The organism is Novosphingobium sp. Chol11, from assembly GCF_945870625.1.
Classification (GTDB): Bacteria; Pseudomonadota; Alphaproteobacteria; order Sphingomonadales; family Sphingomonadaceae; genus Novosphingobium.
On record NZ_CAMBTS010000003.1, the window covers coordinates 1 to 22,162 of the forward strand.

The window sequence follows — 22,162 nt, forward strand, 5'->3', positions numbered from 1 at the left end:
GCAAAGGCAAAGTCGATCGGGGTGCTGCCCTTGGGCAACTGAAACAGCGCACCCTTGGGGGTGAAGGCGAAAATCCGATCCTGATAGATCGCCATCTTGGTATGTTCGAGCAGCTCATCGGGATCGTGGCTGCCTTCGAGAATTTCCACCAGATCGCGCAGCCAGCCGACTTGGCCATCGGGCTTCTGCTTGTTTTTGTAGGCCCAATGCGCGGCCAGCCCGAATTCGTTGGTCTGGTGCATCTCCCCGGTCTTGATCTGCACTTCCACGCGCATCGCGTTGTCATAGATCAGCGCGGTGTGCAGGCTTTTGTAGCCGTTCATCTTAGGCGTGGAGATGTAGTCCTTGAACCGGCCCGGGATCATCTGCCAGGTGCGGTGGAACACGCCGAGCGCCTTGTAGCAGTCATCTTCGGTCTCGGTCCGCACGCGAAACGCCATGATGTCGGTAATCTGTTCAAAGCTGACATGGCGCTCCGCCATCTTGCGCCAGATCGAATAGGGATGCTTCTCGCGCCCCGAAACCTCGACCTTCAATCCCGCCTCGGCCAGCGCCTGCTTGATCGCCAGGGCGATTGAGCCGACTTGCGCGCCCGCCTCGCTGCGGATTGCCGCCAGCCGCCCGGTGATCGTGGCATAGCCGTCGGGCTCCAGCTGCTCGAAGGCGAGGAGCTGCATCTCGCGCATGTACTCATACATGCCCACCCGCTCGGCCAGCGGAGCGTAGATCTCCATCGTCTCGCGCGCGATGCGCAGCCGTTTCTCTCCGCTTTTAATGTAATGCAGCGTGCGCATGTTGTGCAGCCGGTCGGCCAGCTTGACTAGGAGCACGCGCAAGTCTTCGCTCATCGCCAGCAGGAACTTGCGCAGGTTCTCCGCCGCGCGCTCATTGTCGCTCATAGTCTCGATCTTCGAGAGCTTCGTCACCCCGTCGACCAGCCGCGCCACTTCGGGGCCGAACAGACGCTCGACCTCCTCCACCGTGGCCAGCGTGTCCTCCACCGTATCGTGGAGCAGCGCGGTAATGATCGTTTCCTGATCGAGCTTCAGTTCGGTCATCAGCCCGGCGACCTCGACCGGATGCGAAAAGTAAGGATCGCCACTGGCGCGTTTTTGGGAGCCGTGCTTCTGCACAGTGTAGACATAAGCCCGGTTCAGCATCGCCTCGTCCGCATCCGGATCATAAGCGAGCACCCGCTCGACAAGTTCGTACTGGCGCAGCATCAGCACCATAGATGGGCGGAGCGCAGCGGTCTCGGCAAGGAGAATCCCGGGCAATCAGCAATTCTTTCATGGAAGTGTGGTTATTGCGAGGCCGGAAGGACACGGATCGGGCGATGAACAATGGTGCGCGCGGGCTGAAAGTGCTGTTCGAGGCGGTGCGCCGGGGCGATTGGCCGGGGGCAGAACGCGCGCGCGTCTATGCCGCGATGATCCTGCTCGCCTATTTGCCGATGATCGCCAAAGTCTATGGCGAGGCGACTGGCAAAGTCGGCAGCGATTTTCTGGCGTTCTGGGGCGCAGGGCGGCTGATCGTGCAGGGTGTACCTGCGCAGGTCTATAACCTGGCCGCCGAGCAGGCTGCGCAAGGCCAGAGCGGCACCGGTCAACTCGTGGCCTAGGTCAGCCCGCCGCCATTCCTGTTCGTCGCTGCGCCGCTCGGATTGATGTCCTATCCCGCCGCGTGGCTGGCCTTTGCCGCAATCGGCTGGGGCATCTGGTTTGCGGTTTCGCGCCATGCCGCGCCGCGCGGGCTGGTGCTGGCAGTGCTGGCGTTCCCCGGTGCCTATCTGGCCGCCAGCCACGCCCAAACCGGGTTTATCACCGGGGCGCTGCTGGTGGGCGGCGTGCTGCTTCTAGGGCGCAGGCCGTGGCTGGCAGGCGCTTTGTTCGGCGCGCTCGTCATCAAGCCGCATCTGGCGCTCATGGTGCCGCTGTGGCTGCTGGCCGGGCGGCAATGGCGCGCGCTGGCGGGCGGAGCGCTCAGCGCTGCGCTGCTGTGCCTCGCGTCGCTGGCCGCTTTCGGGTGGCAAACCTGGGCGGCATGGCCGCAAGCCTTCGCCGTCAGCCGCGAATTGATGGCGCAGGGCAGCGCCGCCGAATTCTGGCTGCGCATGTGCACGCCCTATGCGGCCTTGCGCCTGTTTGCCGGGCCCGGCGGCGCGCTGGCGGGGCAAGCTGTGCTGACGCTGCTGTGCGCCGTATTGACCATGCTGGCATGGCGGCGCACCCGCGATGCACAGGCCACCGGTGCGATCATGCTCGCCGCCACCGCGCTCGGCTCGCCCTATCTGTTCAGCTATGATCTGCCATTTTTGATCCAGCCCGTGATGTGGATTGCTGGGCAAGCGCTCGCCGGGAGTTGGCGCGCATGGGAAAAGCCCGCGATCATCGTCTTATGGCTATCCCCCCTTGCCACCCGCGCGCTGGCGCTGCCGCTGGGTATCAACCTCATGCCTTTGGCCGCCGCCGGGTTGGTTGCGCTCGTGTGGATGCGGCTACCAAATGCGAGCGGCAAGCTATCCTTGGCCAGCGAACTTGATTAGTGACCGCCGGCACGACCGCGTTTGATTGCCAACCTACCCTAGCCGATGAGACGGTGCGCCTGCGTCCGTTGCAGCCGCCCAAAAGGCCATCCGATTCCGATCTCGTCTTGGCAAGTCAGGCTCGATATCCAGCTTAACGCCCTATTTGGCGGATCAATTCCGCCGTCAGGTATAGTCGGCGCGGCACGGCATCTAGCGAGACATACTCCGCATCGCCGGTGTGATAGCCATAGCCCGGCAGACCGAGAGCCTCGATCACCGGCACGCCTGCTAACGCGGCATAGCCCGCATCGGTGCCGCCGCCCCAACGATCTTTCACCTCGATCGCCGCCCCAAGATCGGCATAAATCGCGCGCGCGCGGTCGATCAGCAGATTGCCTGCCGAGGTTGCGGTGAATGGCGGCCGGTTCACCCTCACCTCCACGGAAACCTGCGCTCCCGCCAAAGTCGGCAGCGCCAGCCTCTTGGCTATCTCGCTGCGAAACGCATCGATATCGGTGACGCTCGCCGTGCGTAGATCGCCGCTGAGCACCACACTGTCGGGGATGATATTGCGCGCCGGGCGCTGCTGGTTGATCACTGTCCAGTTGAAACGCTGTTTGCCTGGGCCCAGATCAAGATCTTTGGTCTTACGGATCACCTCGGCGGCTTCGACCAGCGCATTGATGCCCTGTTCGGGCGAAACGCCGGCATGCGCGGACTTGCCGGTGATCGTGACAATGACGGTGTTCGTACCCGATGTGCCGCGCAGAAAGGTTTCAGCAATGCCTGTCGGCTCGAACGAGAGCACCGCATCTTTGCCGCGCGCCAGTTCGGTGATGATCGCGCCGGAGCCCTTCGATCCGGTTTCCTCATCCGGGTTGATGGCAATGGTCAGCGTCTTGAAATCTCTCGGCCCGAGCAAGGCAAGCGCGTGAAGAATCACGGCAAGGCCCCCTTTGTCATCCGCAATTCCCGGACCATAAGCCCGCGCGCCCTCCAGCCGGAACGGTGCACGGGCCAGCGCGCCGCGCTGATAGACCGTATCCATATGCCCGATCAGCAGCAGGTTTCCGCGCCCGGTGCCCGCCATCCGCGCCACGAGAATATCGCCGACTGTGCCGGGCAAAGGCTTGATCCGCTCGACATTTGCACCAAGTGCCGCGAATCGGGCGCCGAGATAGTTCGCCGCTGCAGCCAAGCCTTCCGCATCGCCCGAACCAGTCTCGATATTGACCAGTTGTTCAAGCGTCGCCGTCAATTGGGATACTTGCGCCCCGGCAGCATCAAGCAATGCCTTGTCAGGTGCAGCGCGCGCGGGGTTTGCCAGCAAAACTGCAACTATCAGGGCAATGCGGCGCATGATGTTTCCCGGAATTATGTAAAGTATCTGTCGCCAGCCAGTAAGCGCTGACTGGGGTTCACCAATCCGTAGACCACCTCTAGCGGATATCCGCCAGAATGAATGAGATCGCAACTCCCAGCATTACAATCGCAAAGACCCTGCGAACAAGCTTGGTGCGCGCCGGATCGCTGACCCACCGATTAGCTTTGCTCCCTGCCAGAACGATAGCAAGGTGTATCGTCGTCGCGATCGTCGCACTGATTAGCGAGAAAGCCAACGCCGCACTGATGCCCAAGGTTGCCCCGCGCATGAATTCCGGCGCGACGACCAGAAAGAAAATGTAAGCCTTGGGGTTGAGCAAATTGATCATCGCGCCGGTCAAAAAGGAGTGGCGGGCGGTATCACTGCGGCGCGGACCTTGCGCATTCTCCTCGGCACCCCGCCACGCCTCAATCGCGAGCCAAACCATCATCGCCGCACCCGCGACCCGCAGGCCATTCCATAGCTGCGGCGCGGTCTGCAAGAGTGCCGCGAGCCCCAGTGCGGCGAGCACGCCATTGCACAGCAGCCCCAGAGCGACACCTCCTACCGCCGCCAGACCAGACCGTCGTCCTTCGGTCGCGGCAAGGCCGGCAAGCCACGCCATGTTGGGACCGGGTGTTAGCTCGATCAGCAAAACAGCGAGTGCAAAACCAAGGTAATCCAGAGCGCGCTGCCCTCCGTGCGACTGCCGCTAAGGCGTTATCCCAACACCGGCGCATGCGGCGCGCTGCCTGTCGGCAGCAGTCCGGCAAACCTGGGATCGGGAAAGACCTCGACATACCGCTCATAGGGCACAAATCCCTGCCCCATATAGAACGGCAGCGCCCGGGCGTCGTCGAGCGTGCAAGTATGCACCCACACCCGCTCGATCCCCGTAACCCACGCCAGTTGCAGGGTCCGCCGCATCAGCCACTTGCCCAGACCTTTGCCAGTCGCGCCGGGGATCAGCCCAAAAAACGCGATCTCACTCTCGCGGTCCACGCGGAAATCCAGCTCCAACATGCCCACTTCTACACCCGCGCGATCGACCACGGCATAAAGCTGCACCCGGGGATCATGGATGATCTCCGCCAGTTCCGCATCGCCCAGCACCAGCCGCGACCACCAGATCCACGGCGCGCCAACCCGGCGATAGAGCATGCGGTATTTCTCGGGCGCGGTGTCTTTCCAACGCACCAATTGCACCGGCACATCCTGCTCGGGCACCAGCCGCGTAAGCCCTTGCGGTGCCTCCAGCATTTCCAACGCGGTCACCACACAGGGCAGATCGCCCGGCGCAATCGCATGAGACCCGGCGGCGAGCGGTGTTACATGGTCGGGGATCATCACAGCGCCAACCGGAGCTCAGGTCCACACTGCCTCTGGCGGAAGGCTCATCAGGATCGCATCGATATTGCCCCCGGTCTTGAGGCCGAACAGCGTGCCCCGGTCATACACCAGATTGAACTCGGCATAGCGGCCGCGCCATTCGAGCTGCTGCAGCTTGTCTTCGGGGGTCCAGGCCATGTCCATGCGCCGCCGCACCAGACGCGGGTAAACATTCAAGAACGCTTCACCAACATCGCGCGTAAATGCAAAATTCGCCTCGAACGCAGCGCTGTCCGGGCATTCGAGGTGATCGTAGAAAATCCCGCCAACGCCGCGATGAACCTTGCGGTGGGGAATGTAGAAATACTCGTCCGCCCATTTTTTAAAGCGCTCATAGTAATCTGCGCCATGGCGATCGCATGCGGCCTGGTAGGCGGCATGGAAATCGGCGGTATCTTCGGCATAGGGCAGCGGCGGATTAAGGTCGCCGCCTCCGCCAAACCAGGCCTTGCTGGTGACCAGAAACCGGGTGTTCATGTGGACAGCGGGCACATGCGGGTTGGCCATATGCGCCACCAGACTGATGCCTGTCGCGGAAAATCCGGGGTTCTCGGCATCTGCGCCGTTGATCGATGCGGCAAAGGCAGGATCGAAGCTGCCGTGAACGGTCGAGACATTGACCCCGACTTTCTCGAACACTTTGCCCTTCATCAATCCTTGAACGCCGCCGCCCCCATCAGCCTCGGCATCGCCGTCCTGCACCCGGTTCCAGCGGGTGAAGGCGAACGCAGCGTCGCTCCCGGCCTCGCGTTCGATCGCCTCGAACTCGGCGCAAATGCGGTCCCGCAAGCTTTCAAACCATGCGCGTGCGCGCGCCGAGCGTTCGTTGATGTCCGTCATGCGCATGCTCTTGCCAAGCCGGAGCCGATCCGGCAAGAGCAAGAAATGGTTCCCGTTTCGTTCGCCCCATTCGGCTTCGCCAACCGCGAGTTTGCGCTAGGCCCTGCGCGCGCGCTGTATTGGGCGGAGGAGCGCGCGCTGCTGGTCGCCGATCTCCATCTTGAAAAGGCCAGCTACTTTGCCAGCTACGGCCAGATGCTACCCCCTTATGACAGCCGCGAAACGCTCAGCCGCGTGGCGCGGGCGCTCAAGGCTTCGGGCGCGCGCCGGGTGTTCTGTCTCGGCGATAATTTTCATGACAGCGGCGGGCCAGACCGGCTTGAACCTGAAGCGGCGAGCATGCTCCGCGTTCTCGCCAGGCTGGTCGATTGGGTGTGGATTACGGGCAATCACGATTGCAAGAATGGCAAAGCGCCGGGCAATTACCTACGCGAACTTGATGTCGCCGGAGTGATCCTGCGCCACGAAGCCAACCCCGGCGAAGTGCGGCCAGAGCTCTCGGGCCATTTCCATCCACGGCTGCGGATCAACGCGCGCGGCCGCCATATCGCGCGGCCCTGCGCGGTAACGAGCGAGAGCAAGCTCATTCTGCCCGCGTTCGGCGCGTTTACCGGCGGAATGGACGCTGCAGACCCGGCGATCACCGACGCGATGCAACCGGCGCAAGCGATCGACGCGCTAGTCCCTGCGTCAGGGCGGCTGGCGCGATTTGCGCTGTGGCGTGCTCCGCATGGCATGCAAACCGCCGCAAAGCTGGCGTGCGCATGATCTTGCCTTGATCATCTCGGGGCATGGTCCCATCTGTTAACCTTCGCGCTTTATCTACAAGTGCTTTATGGTAAGAGCGCTTGAGTCCGCGCCGCGCGTGCGCGTTCGTTTCGTCGATCATGTCAACAATTCCAGGAGAGAGCACAATAGCTACCCCACCCCGGCGCAGTATGGCGCCCCCCATCAAGAGCGGACCCCGCTACAACACGCTCATTGTCTCGCCAAAAGTGCGCGTTATCGATGAGAATGGCGAAAATATCGGTGTGATGTACACCCGAGAAGCGATCGAACAGGCGGCCGAAGTCGGTCTCGACCTTGTTGAAGTGTCGCCGAACGCCGATCCGCCGGTCTGCAAATTTCTTGATGTCGGCAAATTCCGGTACGAGGCGCAGAAAAAGGCCAACCTCGCCCGCAAAAGCCAAAAGACGCAGGAGATCAAAGAGATCAAGATGCGCCCCAACATCGACGATCACGACTATGACACCAAGATGCGCAGCGTGACCAAATTCCTTGAAGAGGGCGACAAGGTCAAACTCACGCTCCGGTTCCGCGGGCGCGAGCTTGCGCACCAGCAGCTGGGCATGAACCTTTTGCGCAAAGTGCAGGAAGATGTCGCAGAGATCGCCAAGATCGAAGCCTTTCCCCGCATGGAAGGCCGCCAGATGCTCATGGTGCTCGCACCTAAGTAACACTCCGAATTGATCTCTTCATAACAAGGGCGCGCCTCACCAGCGCGCCCTTGTTTGTTCGATCCGCGGGCTGCGGATGATGTGGCAATTGTGCACCTGCGAGCACTTTTCTTGGCAGCGGCGCTTCAAAGGGTTGACCTCCTTTGCCGCCTGCGCAATTGAGCTTTTGTCCGGGGTTGATCAGTCTCCGTGCCAAGCGCGATTGAAAGTGCGGGCACAGGAAAGGCAGACGGCTCGGAAGCAGGACGGAATATCGCTCTTTATTGTTGGAGGATATTCATGCGTACTTCTTTTCTTGGCCTCGCTTTGGCACTGGCCGCCGCCACCCCTGCTTTTGCAGATGAAGCTGCTCCCCCCAAAGATGTCACCGTAACCGGCAGCGTCACGCTGATCTCCGATTATCGGTTCCGCGGCGTCTCTCAATCAGACAAAGGTCCGGCAATTCAAGGCGGTATCACCGTCGCGCACAAAAGCGGCGCTTATGTGGGCATGTGGGCTTCGAACCTTGCCGGTTGGGGCCAGTTCGGCGGCGCCAACATGGAACTCGATTTGATCGCAGGTTATGCCAGAACGTTCGGAAGCGCCACGGTCGACGTCGGCGTCACCTGGTACATGTATCCGGCCGGCTCGGACTTTACCGACTTCGGTGAGCCTTACGTGAAGGTCAGCGGCATGGTCGGGCCGGTCAAGCTCCTGGCAGGCGTTGCTTATGCACCCAAGCAACAGGCTCTTGGCCAGTGGTACAACACCGGCGCATCCAATGGCACGGGCATCCCGGATCGCCCTAATGCTGCCTATGACAACCTCTATGTCTGGGGCGATGTCTCGGGCGGCGTGCCGAACACCCCGATCACGCTCAAAGCGCACCTCGGTTACTCGAGGGGCAACCCCGGGCTCGGGCCAAATGGCACCAGCGTCGCACCGACTGGCAAGTACTTCGATTGGCTGGTCGGCGCCGATGTTGCCGTTTATGGACCGCTGACGGTGGGCGTGGCCTATGTCGACACCGACATTACCAGAGCCGGTTCGGCTTATCTGCTGCCGAATTTCTCGTCGACCAAGAACGGCTCGTCGATCTCCGACTCCAAAGTGCTCGTTTCGATCACGGCCGCATTCTAACCAGCCGCAAACAGTGGCGGCTTCGGCATAAACCGGGGCCGCCACTGCCACGCGAGCGGTTGAGAACGCCCCCTTCCCCCGCCCCCGCCCGCTCTGCTAGGCCCGGGCGACAAAATGCGGGGGCGACAAACATCACATGAATTCGCGTTCAATCGCCCTTGCCGTCGGGCCACTCGGCTTTATCGCCACGCTCCTGCTCGCCGCGCCTGCGGGCATGCCGCTGACTGCTTGGCAAACGGCGGGCCTTGTCTGGTGGATTGCCGTCTGGTGGATGACCGAGGCACTGCCGCTATCGGCCACCGCGATGTTGCCGTTCATCGTGCTGCCGCTCATCGGTGTCACCGATGCCAACAAGACCGCCTCGGCCTATTATTCTCCCATCATGTTCCTGTTCATCGGCGGCGCATTTCTGGCGCTGGCGATCGAGCGCACCGGGCTGCACCGCCGCCTAGCGCTGGCGATGCTGGCGCGCGCGGGCTCGAGCCCGGCGCGGCTGCTGTTTGCAGTGATGGCTGCCACCGCCACGATCTCGATGTTCATTTCGAACACCTCGACCGCGCTCATCATGATGCCGATGGCGCTGGCCATCCTTGCCTCGGGCGGGGTTAAACCGGGCGAGACGAATGGCATGGCGGGCGCATTGCCGATGGGCGTCGCCTTTGCCGCCACGCTAGGCGGCTATGGCACGATCGTCGGCACACCCACCAATGCCATCGCCGTCGCCCTGCTTGATCGCACGCTGGGGGTGAAGATCAGCTTCATCGAATGGTCGCTGTTCGGCCTGCCGGTGGTCCTCATCGGGTTGCCGCTCGCCGCGTGGATCATTGCCAGTGTCCACGCTTTGCGCGATGATACCTTCGATCCCGAAGCAGCCCGCGGCGCCATCGAACATTCGGTCAGCTGGACCGTGCCTGAGCGACGCTTGGTCCCAGTCTTCGCGCTGGCCGTTGCCGCCTGGGTAACGCTGCCGCTCACGCAGACGCTCTTTCCCAAAGGCGGACTGACCGATGGCACAATCGCCGCCATTGCCGGGCTTGTGCTATTCGTGCTGCCCGATGGCACCGGGCGCGCGATGCTCACCTGGAAAGAGGCGAACCGCGCACCGTGGGATGTGGTGCTCATGTTCGGCGGCGGGCTCAGCCTCGCCATGGGCATGGACGCCTCCGGGCTCAGCGATTGGCTGGGCACGGCGATGCTCCCCCTTGCCGCCGTGCCGCTGCCGATTGTCGCGCTGGTGCTGGTCGCGTTCGTCATCGTCGTCACTGAATTTGCCAGCAACATCGCGGCTGCCAGCGGGATCATGCCTGTCGTCGCGGCGCTGTGCGGCGCGCTCAATGCCGATCCCATCCTGCTGGCGCTGCCTGCCGCGCTCGCCGCGAGCTGGGGTTTCATGCTTCCAGCGGGGACCGGGCCGAATGCCTTGGCATGGAGCACCGGGCATATCGCCATGCCGCGCGTGCTGCGCGCCGGATTGATGTTCGATCTGGCAGGCGCGGTGCTGATCGTTGCTGTGGTCTGGGGCATGGCCTGGCTGATGCGCGCGCTGATCTGAACCGCGCTGGACACAGCGGCGCGCCTGCGCCACCATCACGATCAAGGGGGCGCTGATGGAACCAGAGGCCAACGTTTCCGCCTTCAGCAAGGGCGCAAGCAACGTACTTGGCTCGCCTCTGCGCGTGCTTTCGGGCACTCTGATCTTTGTCGCCTCGCTGTTCTGCATGTCCACGCTGGGCTATATGAGCGCCGGATGGCCGCTAGGCGATGCCGCCTACATGGTAGTGCTCACGATCTTCTCGGTCGGCTATGGCGAGGTCCGCCCGATCGACAGCACTTTTCTGCGGCTGCTGACAACCGCCACCATCGTGCTCGGCTGCACCGGAATGATCGTGCTGACCGGCGCGCTGGTGCAAGTATTCACGCTGTTTCAGTTCCGCCAGCTCTTGGGGATGGGCAAGATGCAAACCGATATCGACAAGCTCAAGGACCATGCGATCATCTGCGGTTATGGCCGCATCGGCATCCAGCTCGCCCGGGCGCTCACCGAAGCGCGCCATCCCTTCCTTATTGTGGAACGCAATCCGCTCAAAGCCGACGATGCCAAGGCGCACGGCTATCTTGCCCTGGTAGGAGAGGCCACGCACGAGGAAACCCTAAAACAAGCAGGCATCCTGCGCGCCCGCGTGCTTGCCTCGGTCTTGCCCGATGATGCCGCCAATGTGTTCATCACGCTTTCGGCGCGCAGCCTCAATCCGCAACTGCAGATCATCGCGCGCGGCGAAGCCCCGACCACCGAGCGCAAGCTGTTTCAGGCAGGCGCCGACAAAGTGGTGATGCCGACGCATATCGGCGCGGAGCGGATCACCGAACTCATCCTCTTTCCCGCCACTGACAAGATCATGCACGATGCCGAACATATCTCGGACGCGCGGCGTTTCTTGCACGATCTCGGCCTCGATGTCGAAGTCGTCACCGCGGCCCCCGGCGGCGCGCTGACCGGTGGCAGCGTCGGCGAAGCCGAACGACGCGGCAACAGCGCCTTCTTCATCGTCCAGATCGACCGCGCGAACGGCCAATCGATCCCGCACCCCGGCGAAGATGTCGGCATAGAACCCGGCGACGCCGTGATGCTCGTGGTGCGCGGCAGCCGCCTTGCCGCCGGCGCAATCTTCAACGCCCCCGCCCGCCCGGTAAAGCACGGGCGGGCGTATCTGGGATAACCACCCGCACCCCGGCGAAGGCCGGGGGCGCGCCGCCTTACCCATGCGCCCCAAAGTAGTTCGCAATCGCCGCCGCCACGCGCAAGTTCAGCGCCTGCGCCCGCTCGATCGGGTCGATGAAGCGCGTCCGGATCGCGCCGTAGCCGTCGGTGCGCTGGTCAGGATAATCGGTCGGTTCGGTCACGGCGAAATCCTCGATTTCGGGCTCGACCACCGGATAGGCGCGGCGCAATTGCGCCAGCGCATCGTCCACGCGCAGCGACAGCACCATTTCGAGCACATCGTCGCGGCTGACATCGTTCGAGCGCGAGAACGGCGGCACCTGCACTGCGCGCAGGAACATATGCATCAGCAGCGCCATCCGCACTGCCTGCAACAGCCCGATGCTGCGCCGCTGATCATCCAGCGTCGCATCGCGCGCCTCTGCCGCTCCCGGCACCATCCCGAGCAGCCGGTGCAGCTTCATCCAGTCCACCCGCAGCCGCGAAGCAAGCCGTCGAAACACCCCCGCGCGGTCGTCCTTGGCAAGGTACTCGGCGAGCGCAAGGCAGGCGTTCTCGAGCGCAGTCTCGGTGCCCCGATAAGGCCGGCTGGCCCAGTATGCCGAATTGAACAGCTCGCCAAAGCTCGCCACCGTCTTGATCGAGGCGATGCCATTGGCCGCGCGCAGCAGCCGCACCAGCTGGCTGCCCCGCTCCGAACGGCCGAGCAATTCGGCCACCGCTTCGATTTCCTCGCCCGCCGCCGTGCCCGCGCCTGCGATCACATTCACCGGATAGCCGATCTGCTGGAGCACCGCGTTGTGCGGGATCGCGCGGATCTGGCGCAGGCTCATGGTGCGGTCTGCGCCCACATCCGATTGGCGGCGCGAAACCCGGCTGCCGGTTCCTTTGAGCATGCCAAGGCCGAACGCCGTCACCGCGCGGGCATACGTCATGCTTTCCAGATGCTCGCGCTGCACCCGCCGGATCGAGCGATAGAAATCAAGGCTAAGATCGGTGCGGTCGTAGAACGGATCTTTGGCGGTCTCCGCGTGGAGCGCCATTTCCGCCTCGACGATCCGCGTCAGCGTGGCCAGCGCCAACGCATCGTTGCGGAAAAACAGGTAGCCGTCGCCGCCCTGAAAGCTCGCCTCGGGCTCGATGGCGATCTCTGCCCGGGCAAAGCGCCCGCGCGCCCAGCGGCTGAGCGGCCAAGTCAGCCGGTCCATAAAGCCCGAAGGATGCGCGCCGCGACCCATGCTTTCGCCGTGGGTATTGAAAATCAGCGCGGCAACATCGTTAAGCCCATTGTTCTTCATCGCATCGGCCAGCCGCCCCTGCAGCCGCTCGATAGCCAGCGCGGCGGGCAATTGCCCCATGAACCGCCCGGCATCGGAAAAGCCGGTCTGCACCGAAACCCGCCCGCGCGCCCGCGCATATGCGCGATACGAATCCTCGGCCAGCAACGCTTCCAAAAAGCGACCGCCATGCTCCAGCGCGGCTTCGGTCTCGAACAGCGGCGAGACATCGACCTTGTCGTCGATCCCCAGTAGCCGCGCGAAATAGAGCGCCGCCAGCACGGTCTGCGGCTGCTCGCATTCGGCGATCAGCATGCGGATCGGTGCATCTGCATCGATATGGTGGAGGATCTGCGCCATCACCAGAAACTGGCGCATCGCGGTCGATGTCTCGATCGCCAGCGCGGCGAAGTTCACCCGCAGCGGCTGCACATCGGCGAGCAGTTCGCGCAGCCGCGAGATCGCGCCCTTGCTCGCCAGATCGAGCGTGCCCTCGGGATCGATCCGGCGGCGCAGCGCATTCAGCAATTGCGACGAGTTCACCCGGAAATGGACCCAACCCATGCCCAGCCCATCGGCGCGCATCGCGGCGGCCAGCGTCGCCAGCGCAATCGCCGCCTCGCCCTCCGCCGTGCGCGCCTCATCCTCAAGCGCTGCAATCATCGGCGCAAGCGAGAGCAGCTTGTTCGGATCATCGGCAGTCAGATGATTCGCCGCTGCCGCCAGTGCGTCGGGCTCGGTCAGCGGCTGCGCAAACAAGGCGGCCATCGCGGCGGCATGCGCCAGCGCGCCGTCAATCGCGTTCAGCAGGCCATGGCCGGGATCAATCGCGCGGAGGGCGGCGGCATAGTTCGCAAGCCGCCGCGCCTTCTCCTGAAGCCGGAACGCAATCGAGGTGGTCCAAGAAATGTCGGTGCGCCCGTCCATGTCATAGCCGACCCATGTCGCAAAGCGGAACGGGAGAGGCCGGAAATCGAGCCAGCGCCCCGGCCAGCGCGTTCGCGCATGGGCCAGCAGCGCGGCATTGATGCGGTCGCGCGCCGTGCCCGCCCGCTCGATCGCGGCGAGGGCCTCGTCATGCTCAAATGCCAGCGTGATCGGCGCGGCCGCCTTTGGCACCATGCACCCCGTTGCCGCCATCGGATCGTCCGCCAGCGCCGCTTCGGCGACCGAATCGGCCTCAAGCGGGCTGAGCAGAAATGTCGGGTGCGCAGTAAAAACCGCATGGAGCAAAGGCTTTTCCCAGCGGCGGCGAAACTCGCCAAAGCTGTCCTCTTCATTCAGGAGCGCGCCGATCCGCGCCAGATTTCCCGCCGGATCGGTCGGCGCGGTCAGCCGCCGCAGCCTCGCCGCGCGCGCTTGCAGCGCTTCGTATTCCAGCTCGCTCACCAGCGCTTCCATCGCCGCCAGATCGAGCGCGCCGCTTTCCAGATCGCGCGATAGATCGTGGCTCAGCTGAAACACCGGATTGAACAGCGGCGTCTCGGCAGTGCGTGCATGAAGCTGCTGCAACCTCTCCCGCAAACCGCTCACTGAGATCATCGCCGCACTCCTACTGGGGGGATTCAACCGCCTTGAAGCGCGGCGGCCGCGCGCGCGGCTTGCTCGATCGCGGCCTCATCGGGGATACCCTTTGGCACCACCCAGCTGCCACCGACGCAAAGCACCGGATCAAACGCCAGCCATTCGGGCGCGCTGGCCAGCGTCACGCCGCCGGTTGGGCAGAACTTGCAAGCGTGAAACGGCCCGGCCAACGCCTTCAAGGCGGCCAGCCCGCCCGATGTCGCCGCCGGGAAAAACTTGAACTGCGTCAGCCCCAGATCAAGCCCGCGCATGATATCGCCCGCATTGGCAATGCCCGGCAGATAGGGGATGCCTGCGGCGACCGCAGCCGCGCCCAGCCGGTCGGTCAGCCCGGGCGAAACGATGAACTCCGCGCCCGCATCGATCGCGGCTTGGAGCTCGTCCGGGTTGGTCACTGTTCCGGCGCCAACAATCGCGCCCTCCACGCCCTTCATCGCGCGGATCACATCGAGCGCGGCGGCGGTGCGCAAAGTCACCTCCAGCACCCGCAATCCCCCCGCCACCAGCGCGTGCGCAATCGGCACGGCGTGCGCCGCATCTTCGATCACCAGCACCGGAATAACCGGCGCGGTGCGCATGATGGATTCTATTGGCGTCATGGCTGCTGCCCCAGAGTTATGGAGGACACAGCCTAACGTGCAAGCCCGGATTGTGCAGCCGCTAACACCGCAAGCGCATAGCTATTCTTGGGGTGGTTCAGTCGCTCAGTTCGGCAAGATCATGGTATTGCCCGCGAAAGAACAGCAATGGCGTGCCTTCGTCGCGCTTGCCGAGCGCTTCCACGGCGCCCACCACCAGCCAGTGATCGCCAATTTCGGTCACCTGTTCGATCCGGCAATCGATCCATGCAATCGCATCTTCAAACACGGGCATGCCCGATGGGCTGTGATCGTGCGCAAGCTCGGCGAATTTGTCGTCGCTGCGCGCGGCAAAGCGGCGGCACAGTTCGAGCTGCTCTGCGCCCAGCACATTCACGCAAAACCGCCCCGCTGCCTCGATCCGCGGCCAGGTGGACGAGCGTTTGTCAGGAAAGAAGCCGACCAGCGGCGGATCGAGCGAAATCGAGGTAAACGAGCCTACCACCAGCCCATGCCGCCGCCCATCAGCCTCAACCGATGTGATGACGCATACGCCCGTGGGATAAGTGCCCAGCACATCGCGGAAGGTTCGGGGATTAATCATGGCCCCGCCCCCGTGAAAGCTTCGTGCCTCCGGGTCAAGCGTCGATCAGGGGTATTGCCGCAAGAACCCGCGCCGCCCATTCCCGGCGACAGATCAGCAGATCGGGCAAGTAGGTATCGGCATTGTTATAGACCAGCGGCGAACCATCCATCCGCGAGACATGCAGCCCCGCGCCCGCCGCCACCGCCACCGGCGCGCAATTGTCCCACTCGAATTGCCCGCCCGAATGCAGATAGATCTCTGCCTCGCCGCGCACCACCGCCATCGCCTTGGCCCCCGCCGATCCCATGGCGATGAGCTCGCCGCCGATCATCTCGGCCACCGCCACCGCCTCGCGCGCGGGCCGCGTCCGGCTGACCATCAAGCGCGGCACATCGGCCATCGGCGGCAAAGCGGGCGGCGCTATGCTATCGAGCAGAATGCCCAGCGCGGGCAGCGCAACCGCGCCCAGCGACGCCTTGCCGCTCACTGCCAGGCCGATATGCACCGCCCAGTCGTTGCGCCCTTCGCCATATTCACGCGTGCCATCGAGCGGATCGATGATCCACACCCGCTCCTTGTCCAGCCGCGCGGGGGTGTCCTTGGTTTCTTCTGACAAGACACCATCAGCGCCGCGATATGAGGCTATTTGCGCCATCAGCCAGGCATTGGCGCGCGCATCGCCCTCCGCGCCAAGCGCCTTGCCTTCGAGCACGCCGCCACTGCGCAGGTCCATCAATATCCGCCCCGCCCCCTCGGCCAGAAAGCGGGCTAATTCGATGTCGTTCATCATATGGTTGGTGACCATTCGCCGATGATCCGCGCCAGGATCCGGTCTGCCGCATCCTCGGGCGTTTCGTTCAAGGTATTGACCCGGATTTCGGAAGCCTCGGGCGCTTCATAAGGGCTGTCGATCCCGGTGAAATTGCGCAAAGTCCCGCTGCGGGCTTTTTTGTAAAGCCCCTCCACATCGCGCCGCTCGGCCTCTTCCAAGGGGGTGTCGACATAAACCTCGATGAAATCGCCCTCGCCCATCATGGTGCGCACCATGTCGCGCTCGGCGCGAAACGGGCTGATGAACGCGGTCAGCACGATCAGGCCCGCATCGGTCATCAGCTTGGCCACTTCGCCCACGCGCCGGATATTTTCGATGCGATCGGCCTCGGTAAAGCCCAGATCCTTGTTCAGCCCATGGCGCACATTGTCGCCGTCGAGCAGAAAGGTGTGCTTGCCCTCGGCATGCAGCTTGCGTTCGACGATGTTGGCGATGGTCGATTTGCCCGAACCCGAAAGCCCGGTGAACCACACCACGGCGGGCTTCTGCCGCTTCAAACGGGCATGCGCCTCGCGCGTCACGTCGGTCGCCTGCCAATGCACATTCTGCGCGCGGCGCAGGCTGAAGTGCAGCATCCCCGTCGCCACCGTGGCATTGGTGATCTTGTCGATCAGGATGAACCCGCCTAGCGTGCGGCTTTGCGCATAGGCTTCAAAAGCGATTGCCCGGTCGGTGGAGAGCTCCGCCACGCCAATCGCATTCAGCTCCAGCGTCTTGCAAGCCATGTGCTCCAGCGTGTTGACATTGATGGTATATTTGGGCTCGCGGACCGTCGCCGAAACCGTCTGTGTCCCGCATTTCAGCCAATAGACCCGCCCCGGGATGAGCGCCTCATCCGCCATCCAGACAACCGTCGCCTCAAACTGATCGGCCACCTCGGGCGGCGCATCGGCCGCCGCGATCACATCGCCGCGCGAACAATCAATCTCATCGGCGAAGCAAAGCGTTACCGATTGCCCTGCAACCGCTTCTGCGAGATCGCCGTCCAGCGTCACAATCCTGCTGACAGTGCTGGTCTTGCCGCTGGGCAGCACGCGCACAGCATCGCCGGACTCCACGGTGCCGGTTGCAATCAGGCCGGAAAAGCCGCGGAAATCCAGATTGGGCCAGTTCACCCATTGCACCGGCAGCCTCAACGGCTTTTGCGCATCGACCGCCGTATTCACATCCACCGTTTCGAGATGCGCGATCAGGCTGGGCCCTGCATACCCCGCCGTATTGGCCGAAGGTGCGGTGATGTTGTCGCCCTTGAAACCCGATATCGGCAGGGCTGTGAACGCCGCAATGCCGATGCTGCCTGCAAACGCTGCATAGTCCGCAACGATTTCGTCATAGCGCGCCTGATCATAACCGATCAGGTCCATCTTGTTCACCGCCAGATCGGCCGTGCTCGCGCCAGTCACCATGTTGCGCGTATATTGCTCGCGCCCCGGGCAATCCGCGACGATGAACTTGCGCTTCTCGGTATTGAAAAAGCGGTAGGCGACGTCGATGGTGATGCCCTGCTCGCGCTCTGCCGCCAGCCCATCGACCAACAGCGCAAAGTCGATCTCGGCCCCTTGGGTGCCCACCTTCTTCGAATCCGCTTCCAGCGCCGTCAGCTGATCCTCGAAGATCATCTTCGAATCATAGAGCAACCGCCCGATCAGCGTCGATTTGCCATCGTCCACGCTGCCGCAGGTGATGAAGCGCAGCATCGTTTTGTGCTGATGCTGATCAAGATAGGCCTCGATGTCCGAGGCGATCAGCGCCTCGGTCTGGTAAATCGCAGCGCCGGGTTCTGAAACTGTAGCCATCAGAAGTACCCCTGCTGCTTTTTGACTTCCATCCCGGCGCCGCCGGCGTCCTTGTCGATCATCCGCCCTTGCCGCTCGCTTGTCGTGGTCAGCAGCGTTTCCTGGATAACCTCGGGCAGCGTCGCGGCGGTGCTTGTAACAGCGCCGGTCAGCGGAAAGCAGCCCAGCGTGCGGAAACGGACCGAACGCTCGCTGATTTCAGGACGATAGCCCAACACCTTCTCAAGCCGCTCAAAAACGTCGGCCATGAACAGCTGCCCTTCCCATTCATACGTCGGGCGGATTGCCGCAAAATAGAGCGGCACGATCGGCACATCGTTGAGATGGATGTATTGCCAGATATCGAGCTCGGTCCAATTCGAGATCGGGAACACCCGGATGCCCTCGTTCCGGTTCTTGCGCGCGTTGTAAAGGTTCCACAGCTCAGGCCGCTGGTTCTTGGGGTCCCAGCCGTGGCTGGCCGTGCGGAACGAAAAGATGCGCTCCTTGGCGCGGCTTTTCTCCTCATCGCGGCGCGCGCCGCCGAAGGCGGCATCGAAGCCATGCAGGTCAAGCGCCTGTTTCAGCCCTTCGGTCTTCCACATGTCGGTGTGCAGCGCGCCGTGGTCGAACGGATTGATCCCGCGCTCGCGCGCCTCGGCGTTCTGATGCACGATCAGCTCCATGCCGGTGAGCGCAGTCACAGAATCGCGCAGCGCATACATGTCCTTGAACTTCCACGTCATATCGACATGGAGCAGCGGAAACGGCGGCGGCGAGGGATAAAACGCCTTGCGCGCAAGATGCAGCATCACCGCGCTGTCCTTGCCCACAGAGTGCATCATCACCGGCTTGGTCGCCTCGGCCACCACTTCGCGCATGATATGGATCGCTTCGGCCTCAAGCCGCTGCAAATGAGTCAGCTTTGCTGTCATAGGCCGTGCGTCTGCCACAAGCCCGCAGCAGGCGAACCATCAAAATCATGCTCGCCCCAAGCCAGACTATCACTGCGCGGGCACTACGCGGGCGTTTGCCCGGTGTCCTGCTGTTTAGCCCGGCTTGGCAACCTGCGCCGGTTCGATTGCGCTGCCCTGCGTGACACCCGGCGCGGTTTCAGGAATGTACCACAGCACCGGCAGGATCGCCGCCGCCACCACCGCGATCATCGCGCCGGGGGCCAGCGGCCAGCCGGTCGCACCGATCAGCGCTTGCGCCGCCCACGGCGTAATCCCGCCAAACAGCGCGGTCGCGCTGGTCACGCCAAAGGCAAGGCCGGTCAGCCGCGCCTCGCCCGACAGCAGCTCGGCCGTGGCCACCGCGCCCACCGCACTCACCGCGCCGCCCAGAAACGCCAAGAGCAGCGCGCCGCCAAGCGCCGCCCAGAAGCCGCCGCCCGCCATCATGGAAAACAGCGTGATTGGCAAAATCGCACCCGCCACCGCCACCGCGATCAGCACCGGCCGCCGCCCGATGCGATCCGTCAGCATGCCCACCAGCGGCGTTATCGCGATTACCGCCAGCGCAGCCAGGGTCGAGAGCCACAGCGACATCCCCTCGCTCATAGCACCCACCGAGGTCAGAAACGTGGGCACATAGCCGATGCCGACGTAATAGGTGATCGAACCAAGCGCGGAGATCGAAAAGCCGCGCGCGATGCCGAGGCGCTGCTGGGTCAGCGCATGATGCAGCGGCCGCTTGGGCACCGTGCCGCTCGCGCGCTGGCGCTCGTATTCGGGCGATTCCTCCATGTTCGCGCGCGCGGCCAGTACTGCCCCGGCCAGCAAAGCGCCCACAATGAACGGAATGCGCCAGCCCCATGTATCGAGCGCGGGCGGCGGCACCAGCGCCACGGTCAGCGCTGCCACACCCACGGCCATCAGCGCGCCCACTTCGCTTGCAGCGGCCGCGCAACTGGTGATCAGCCCGCGCCGCTTGGGCGGTGCGCCTTCGAGCAGATAAGCCACCACGCCGGTATACTCGCCGCCCACTGCAAAGGCCATCGCGCAGCGCAGCAACAGCAGCAGCCACCCCGCCGCAGATCCGATTACGGCATAAGTGGGCAACAGCGCGGTTATCAGCATTGCCGTGCTCATCACCGCCATCGAGAGCAGCATCGCCTTGCGCCGCCCATGCCGGTCGCCATAATGGCCCAGCACCACCGCGCCGAGCGGGCGCAGCAGATAGGCGATTGCAAACCCGGCCAGCACTGCCGCAACCGACCCCGTGCCGCCGCCAAACATCACCCGCGATAAGACCGTGGCGACATACAGATACAGCGTGAAATCGTACCACTCCACCGCTGTCGACGCCGCCGCGATGACCATCGAGCGGCGCGAAATCGGCCGATGAAGGCCTGCGTCATGATCCATGTGGCTTCGATCCATCCGGCAATGTGCCCGGCGCCATCGCGCCCGCAAAGCACCAGCATAGCGTCTTGTCGCGCGTTGGCCAGCCTCTCTGGTTCGGTTGTATTGGCGCTAATTCAGGCTTCCCTTGCACTGGATTAGCGCTACGTTCGGTGAACTTGGGGGAGTCGGCGATGCACAAGGCATTCATGCGCGGGGCAAGATTCTCGGTACTGCTGATCGCCGCTGCCGCCACGATGGGCGCGGCCAAGCCGGTGATTGGCGAGCCTGCGCCGCCGCTGCAAATGACCATGATCGATGGCACAAAAGTCACACTGGAGCAGCTGCGCGGGCAAGTCGTGCTGATCAATTTCTGGGCAACGTGGTGCGGCCCCTGCAAGCGAGAGCTTCCTATCCTGGATGCATATTATGAGCTGCAACGCAAATATGGCTTGCGCGTCTTCACCATCACCACCGAAGGATCGGTCCCGATCAGCCAGCTGAAGAAGCTCTTCGCGGCCATGCATATTACACCGATCCGGTCGCTCAAGGGCAAATATGCGCCCATTAACGGAGCCATTCCAACCAACTTCATCATCGATCGGTCGGGTCGCCTCCGCTATGCGCAGGCCAATGCTTTTGAACTCGATGATCTGAATCGCGAATTGGTTCCGCTCTTGAGAGAGAGGCCACCTGCCGATGCGGCGATGCCGGAGCTGAGCACGCTTTGATCGCTGCCGCGATCATAGCTAGGCCACCCTATCCCTTAATCACCGCGCGCGCCTCGCCCACTTGCCAGATCAGCATGGCCGGGATGCCCACCGCCAGATCGCGGGCGCGCTTGGCCAGCGACAGCGCCAGCGCGGCTTCGGCGGGCAGGCCAAACAGTGGCCCGATCAGCACATAAGCCCCTTCCTGAACGCCGATGCCACCGGGGATCAGGAATGCAGCGGTGCGCAGCGTGAAAATCAAGCTTTCGATGATAATCACGTTTTCGAGCGGCACCGGCTGGCCAATCGCGCGCAAGGCGATGACCGCCCCTGCTCCGCTGGCCACCCACGCCAGCAGATGCAGCAGGAAACAGCCGATCAGCCGCAGCCGCTGCTGATAGATCGCCGCCAGCCGCGTCCGCACATCCTCCAGCGCCGCCGCCGATCCGGGCAGCAACGTTCCACCGATGCGCCCGGCAAAGGCCAGCATCGGTGCCTGCGCAAAGGCAAATACGAGGATTACCGCCACACTCGCTCCAAATCCGGTCAGCGCCAGCCCGAACAGCGGCATCCCCCCCGATTCCTGGTTGGGCACTTTGCCCAGCACCAATGCCAGCGCGACCAGCCCAAACAAAGTATAGACCAGCTGCGCCACCAGTTCGGCGGTCTGATCGGCGATGATCGAAGCATAGGCGACCGGCTGCGCAACACCGCGCGCGATCAACACCCGCAGCGCCACGACAATCCCGCCAAATTGCGAGAACGGCAGCACATCGGTCGCCGCCTCGCGCATGGTGCGCGCCCACACATAAGTGAACCGCGATTCGCCCGGCGTCAGCAATTGCCAGCCAAGCCCCAGAAAGGTGAGGATGACCAAGGTCCAGCTGGCATAGACCGCAAAGCGCACCAGCCCGATCCGGCCCAGAATGCCAAAAACCGCATCGAACCCGACCGATGCGATCAATGCCAATGTGATCGCCAGCCCGATCACGGTCGCTGCAATCGCGCCGACCACGGCCCACTGCTTACGGCTCATGACCCGCACGCGATCATACGCGTGC

At 63.4% G+C, this 22,162-nt stretch carries 21 protein-coding genes; 8 read left to right on the plus strand and 13 right to left on the minus strand.

Annotated features, from left to right (window positions below; translation table 11 throughout):
- On the minus strand, positions 1–1,223 hold a 1,223-nt coding region (locus Q0O40_RS01045; protein WP_295525233.1), incomplete at its 3' end, for an HD domain-containing protein.
- A gap of 113 nt (positions 1,224–1,336) precedes the next feature.
- On the opposite strand from Q0O40_RS01045, the gene Q0O40_RS01050 reads away from it, so the two are divergent.
- Together Q0O40_RS01050 and Q0O40_RS01055 are read left to right on the plus strand one after the other, a co-directional pair.
- Positions 1,337–1,621 (plus strand): hypothetical protein, encoded by a 285-nt coding sequence (locus Q0O40_RS01050; RefSeq protein ID WP_295525083.1) that lies wholly within the window; start codon positions 1,337–1,339, stop codon positions 1,619–1,621.
- A gap of 18 nt (positions 1,622–1,639) precedes the next feature.
- Positions 1,640–2,545: a glycosyltransferase family 87 protein gene (locus Q0O40_RS01055; RefSeq protein ID WP_295525235.1), complete on the plus strand. Its 906-nt coding sequence runs from the start codon at positions 1,640–1,642 to the stop codon at positions 2,543–2,545.
- Between the two features lie 133 nt (positions 2,546–2,678).
- Here the strand turns inward: Q0O40_RS01055 and Q0O40_RS01060 are convergent, their stop codons facing one another.
- The 4 genes from Q0O40_RS01060 to hemF all read right to left on the minus strand — a co-directional run bounded on the left by Q0O40_RS01060 (position 2,679) and on the right by hemF (position 6,119).
- Complete coding sequence (locus Q0O40_RS01060; RefSeq protein ID WP_295525086.1) at positions 2,679–3,887, minus strand: glutamate carboxypeptidase; 1,209 nt, start codon at positions 3,885–3,887, stop codon at positions 2,679–2,681.
- A gap of 79 nt (positions 3,888–3,966) precedes the next feature.
- Positions 3,967–4,545: a LysE family translocator gene (locus Q0O40_RS01065; protein ID WP_295525089.1), complete on the minus strand. Its 579-nt coding sequence runs from the start codon at positions 4,543–4,545 to the stop codon at positions 3,967–3,969.
- 65 nt (positions 4,546–4,610) lie between these two features.
- On the minus strand, positions 4,611–5,237 hold the full coding sequence (locus tag Q0O40_RS01070; RefSeq protein WP_295525091.1) for a GNAT family N-acetyltransferase: 627 nt from the start codon (positions 5,235–5,237) through the stop codon (positions 4,611–4,613).
- Positions 5,238–5,255: 18 nt separating this feature from the next.
- Positions 5,256–6,119: an oxygen-dependent coproporphyrinogen oxidase gene (gene hemF / locus Q0O40_RS01075; protein ID WP_295525093.1), complete on the minus strand. Its 864-nt coding sequence runs from the start codon at positions 6,117–6,119 to the stop codon at positions 5,256–5,258.
- A 45-nt stretch (positions 6,120–6,164) separates the two neighbouring features.
- On the opposite strand from hemF, the gene pdeM reads away from it, so the two are divergent.
- The 5 genes from pdeM to Q0O40_RS01100 all read left to right on the plus strand — a co-directional run bounded on the left by pdeM (position 6,165) and on the right by Q0O40_RS01100 (position 11,412).
- The gene (pdeM, locus tag Q0O40_RS01080) at positions 6,165–6,887 is read left to right on the plus strand and encodes a ligase-associated DNA damage response endonuclease PdeM (RefSeq protein WP_295525095.1); all 723 of its coding nucleotides are present in this window, start codon (positions 6,165–6,167) and stop codon (positions 6,885–6,887) included.
- A 170-nt stretch (positions 6,888–7,057) separates the two neighbouring features.
- Positions 7,058–7,576: a translation initiation factor IF-3 gene (gene infC, locus Q0O40_RS01085; RefSeq protein ID WP_295525237.1), complete on the plus strand. Its 519-nt coding sequence runs from the start codon at positions 7,058–7,060 to the stop codon at positions 7,574–7,576.
- A gap of 279 nt (positions 7,577–7,855) precedes the next feature.
- On the plus strand, positions 7,856–8,695 hold the full coding sequence (locus Q0O40_RS01090) for a TorF family putative porin (RefSeq protein ID WP_295525097.1): 840 nt from the start codon (positions 7,856–7,858) through the stop codon (positions 8,693–8,695).
- 136 nt (positions 8,696–8,831) lie between these two features.
- On the plus strand, positions 8,832–10,247 hold the full coding sequence (locus Q0O40_RS01095) for a DASS family sodium-coupled anion symporter (RefSeq protein WP_295525100.1): 1,416 nt from the start codon (positions 8,832–8,834) through the stop codon (positions 10,245–10,247).
- Positions 10,248–10,302: 55 nt separating this feature from the next.
- Positions 10,303–11,412, plus strand: a complete 1,110-nt coding sequence (locus Q0O40_RS01100) for a TrkA family potassium uptake protein (RefSeq protein WP_295525103.1) — start codon at positions 10,303–10,305, stop codon at positions 11,410–11,412.
- A gap of 37 nt (positions 11,413–11,449) precedes the next feature.
- Here the strand turns inward: Q0O40_RS01100 and Q0O40_RS01105 are convergent, their stop codons facing one another.
- From Q0O40_RS01105 to Q0O40_RS01135, 7 genes are all read right to left on the minus strand, one after another.
- Positions 11,450–14,233: a phosphoenolpyruvate carboxylase gene (locus Q0O40_RS01105; protein WP_295525105.1), complete on the minus strand. Its 2,784-nt coding sequence runs from the start codon at positions 14,231–14,233 to the stop codon at positions 11,450–11,452.
- A 23-nt stretch (positions 14,234–14,256) separates the two neighbouring features.
- Positions 14,257–14,874, minus strand: a complete 618-nt coding sequence (gene eda, locus Q0O40_RS01110) for a bifunctional 4-hydroxy-2-oxoglutarate aldolase/2-dehydro-3-deoxy-phosphogluconate aldolase (RefSeq protein ID WP_295525108.1) — start codon at positions 14,872–14,874, stop codon at positions 14,257–14,259.
- Between the two features lie 97 nt (positions 14,875–14,971).
- Complete coding sequence (locus Q0O40_RS01115; protein ID WP_295525111.1) at positions 14,972–15,457, minus strand: flavin reductase family protein; 486 nt, start codon at positions 15,455–15,457, stop codon at positions 14,972–14,974.
- A 34-nt stretch (positions 15,458–15,491) separates the two neighbouring features.
- Positions 15,492–16,244 (minus strand): 3'(2'),5'-bisphosphate nucleotidase CysQ, encoded by a 753-nt coding sequence (locus tag Q0O40_RS01120; protein ID WP_295525113.1) that lies wholly within the window; start codon positions 16,242–16,244, stop codon positions 15,492–15,494.
- Entirely contained in the window at positions 16,226–18,067 is a 1,842-nt protein-coding gene (cysC, locus tag Q0O40_RS01125; protein WP_295525115.1) for an adenylyl-sulfate kinase, read from the minus strand. Before cysC ends, Q0O40_RS01120 begins: the two co-directional genes overlap by 19 nt.
- Positions 18,067–18,981, minus strand: coding sequence for a sulfate adenylyltransferase subunit CysD (gene cysD / locus Q0O40_RS01130; RefSeq protein WP_295525117.1), 915 nt, complete (start codon positions 18,979–18,981; stop codon positions 18,067–18,069). The genes cysC and cysD overlap by 1 nt, the downstream gene beginning before the upstream one ends.
- A gap of 114 nt (positions 18,982–19,095) precedes the next feature.
- Positions 19,096–20,415 carry an MFS transporter gene (locus Q0O40_RS01135; RefSeq protein WP_295525119.1) on the minus strand — a complete coding sequence of 440 codons (1,320 nt, stop codon included), beginning with the start codon at positions 20,413–20,415 and terminating at the stop codon, positions 19,096–19,098.
- Between the two features lie 170 nt (positions 20,416–20,585).
- On the opposite strand from Q0O40_RS01135, the gene Q0O40_RS01140 reads away from it, so the two are divergent.
- Positions 20,586–21,122, plus strand: a complete 537-nt coding sequence (locus Q0O40_RS01140; protein ID WP_295525121.1) for a TlpA disulfide reductase family protein — start codon at positions 20,586–20,588, stop codon at positions 21,120–21,122.
- 28 nt (positions 21,123–21,150) lie between these two features.
- Here Q0O40_RS01140 and Q0O40_RS01145 read toward each other — a convergent pair whose 3' ends face one another.
- Positions 21,151–22,137: a lysylphosphatidylglycerol synthase domain-containing protein gene (locus Q0O40_RS01145; protein ID WP_295525124.1), complete on the minus strand. Its 987-nt coding sequence runs from the start codon at positions 22,135–22,137 to the stop codon at positions 21,151–21,153.
- Positions 22,138–22,162 lie beyond the last annotated feature (25 nt).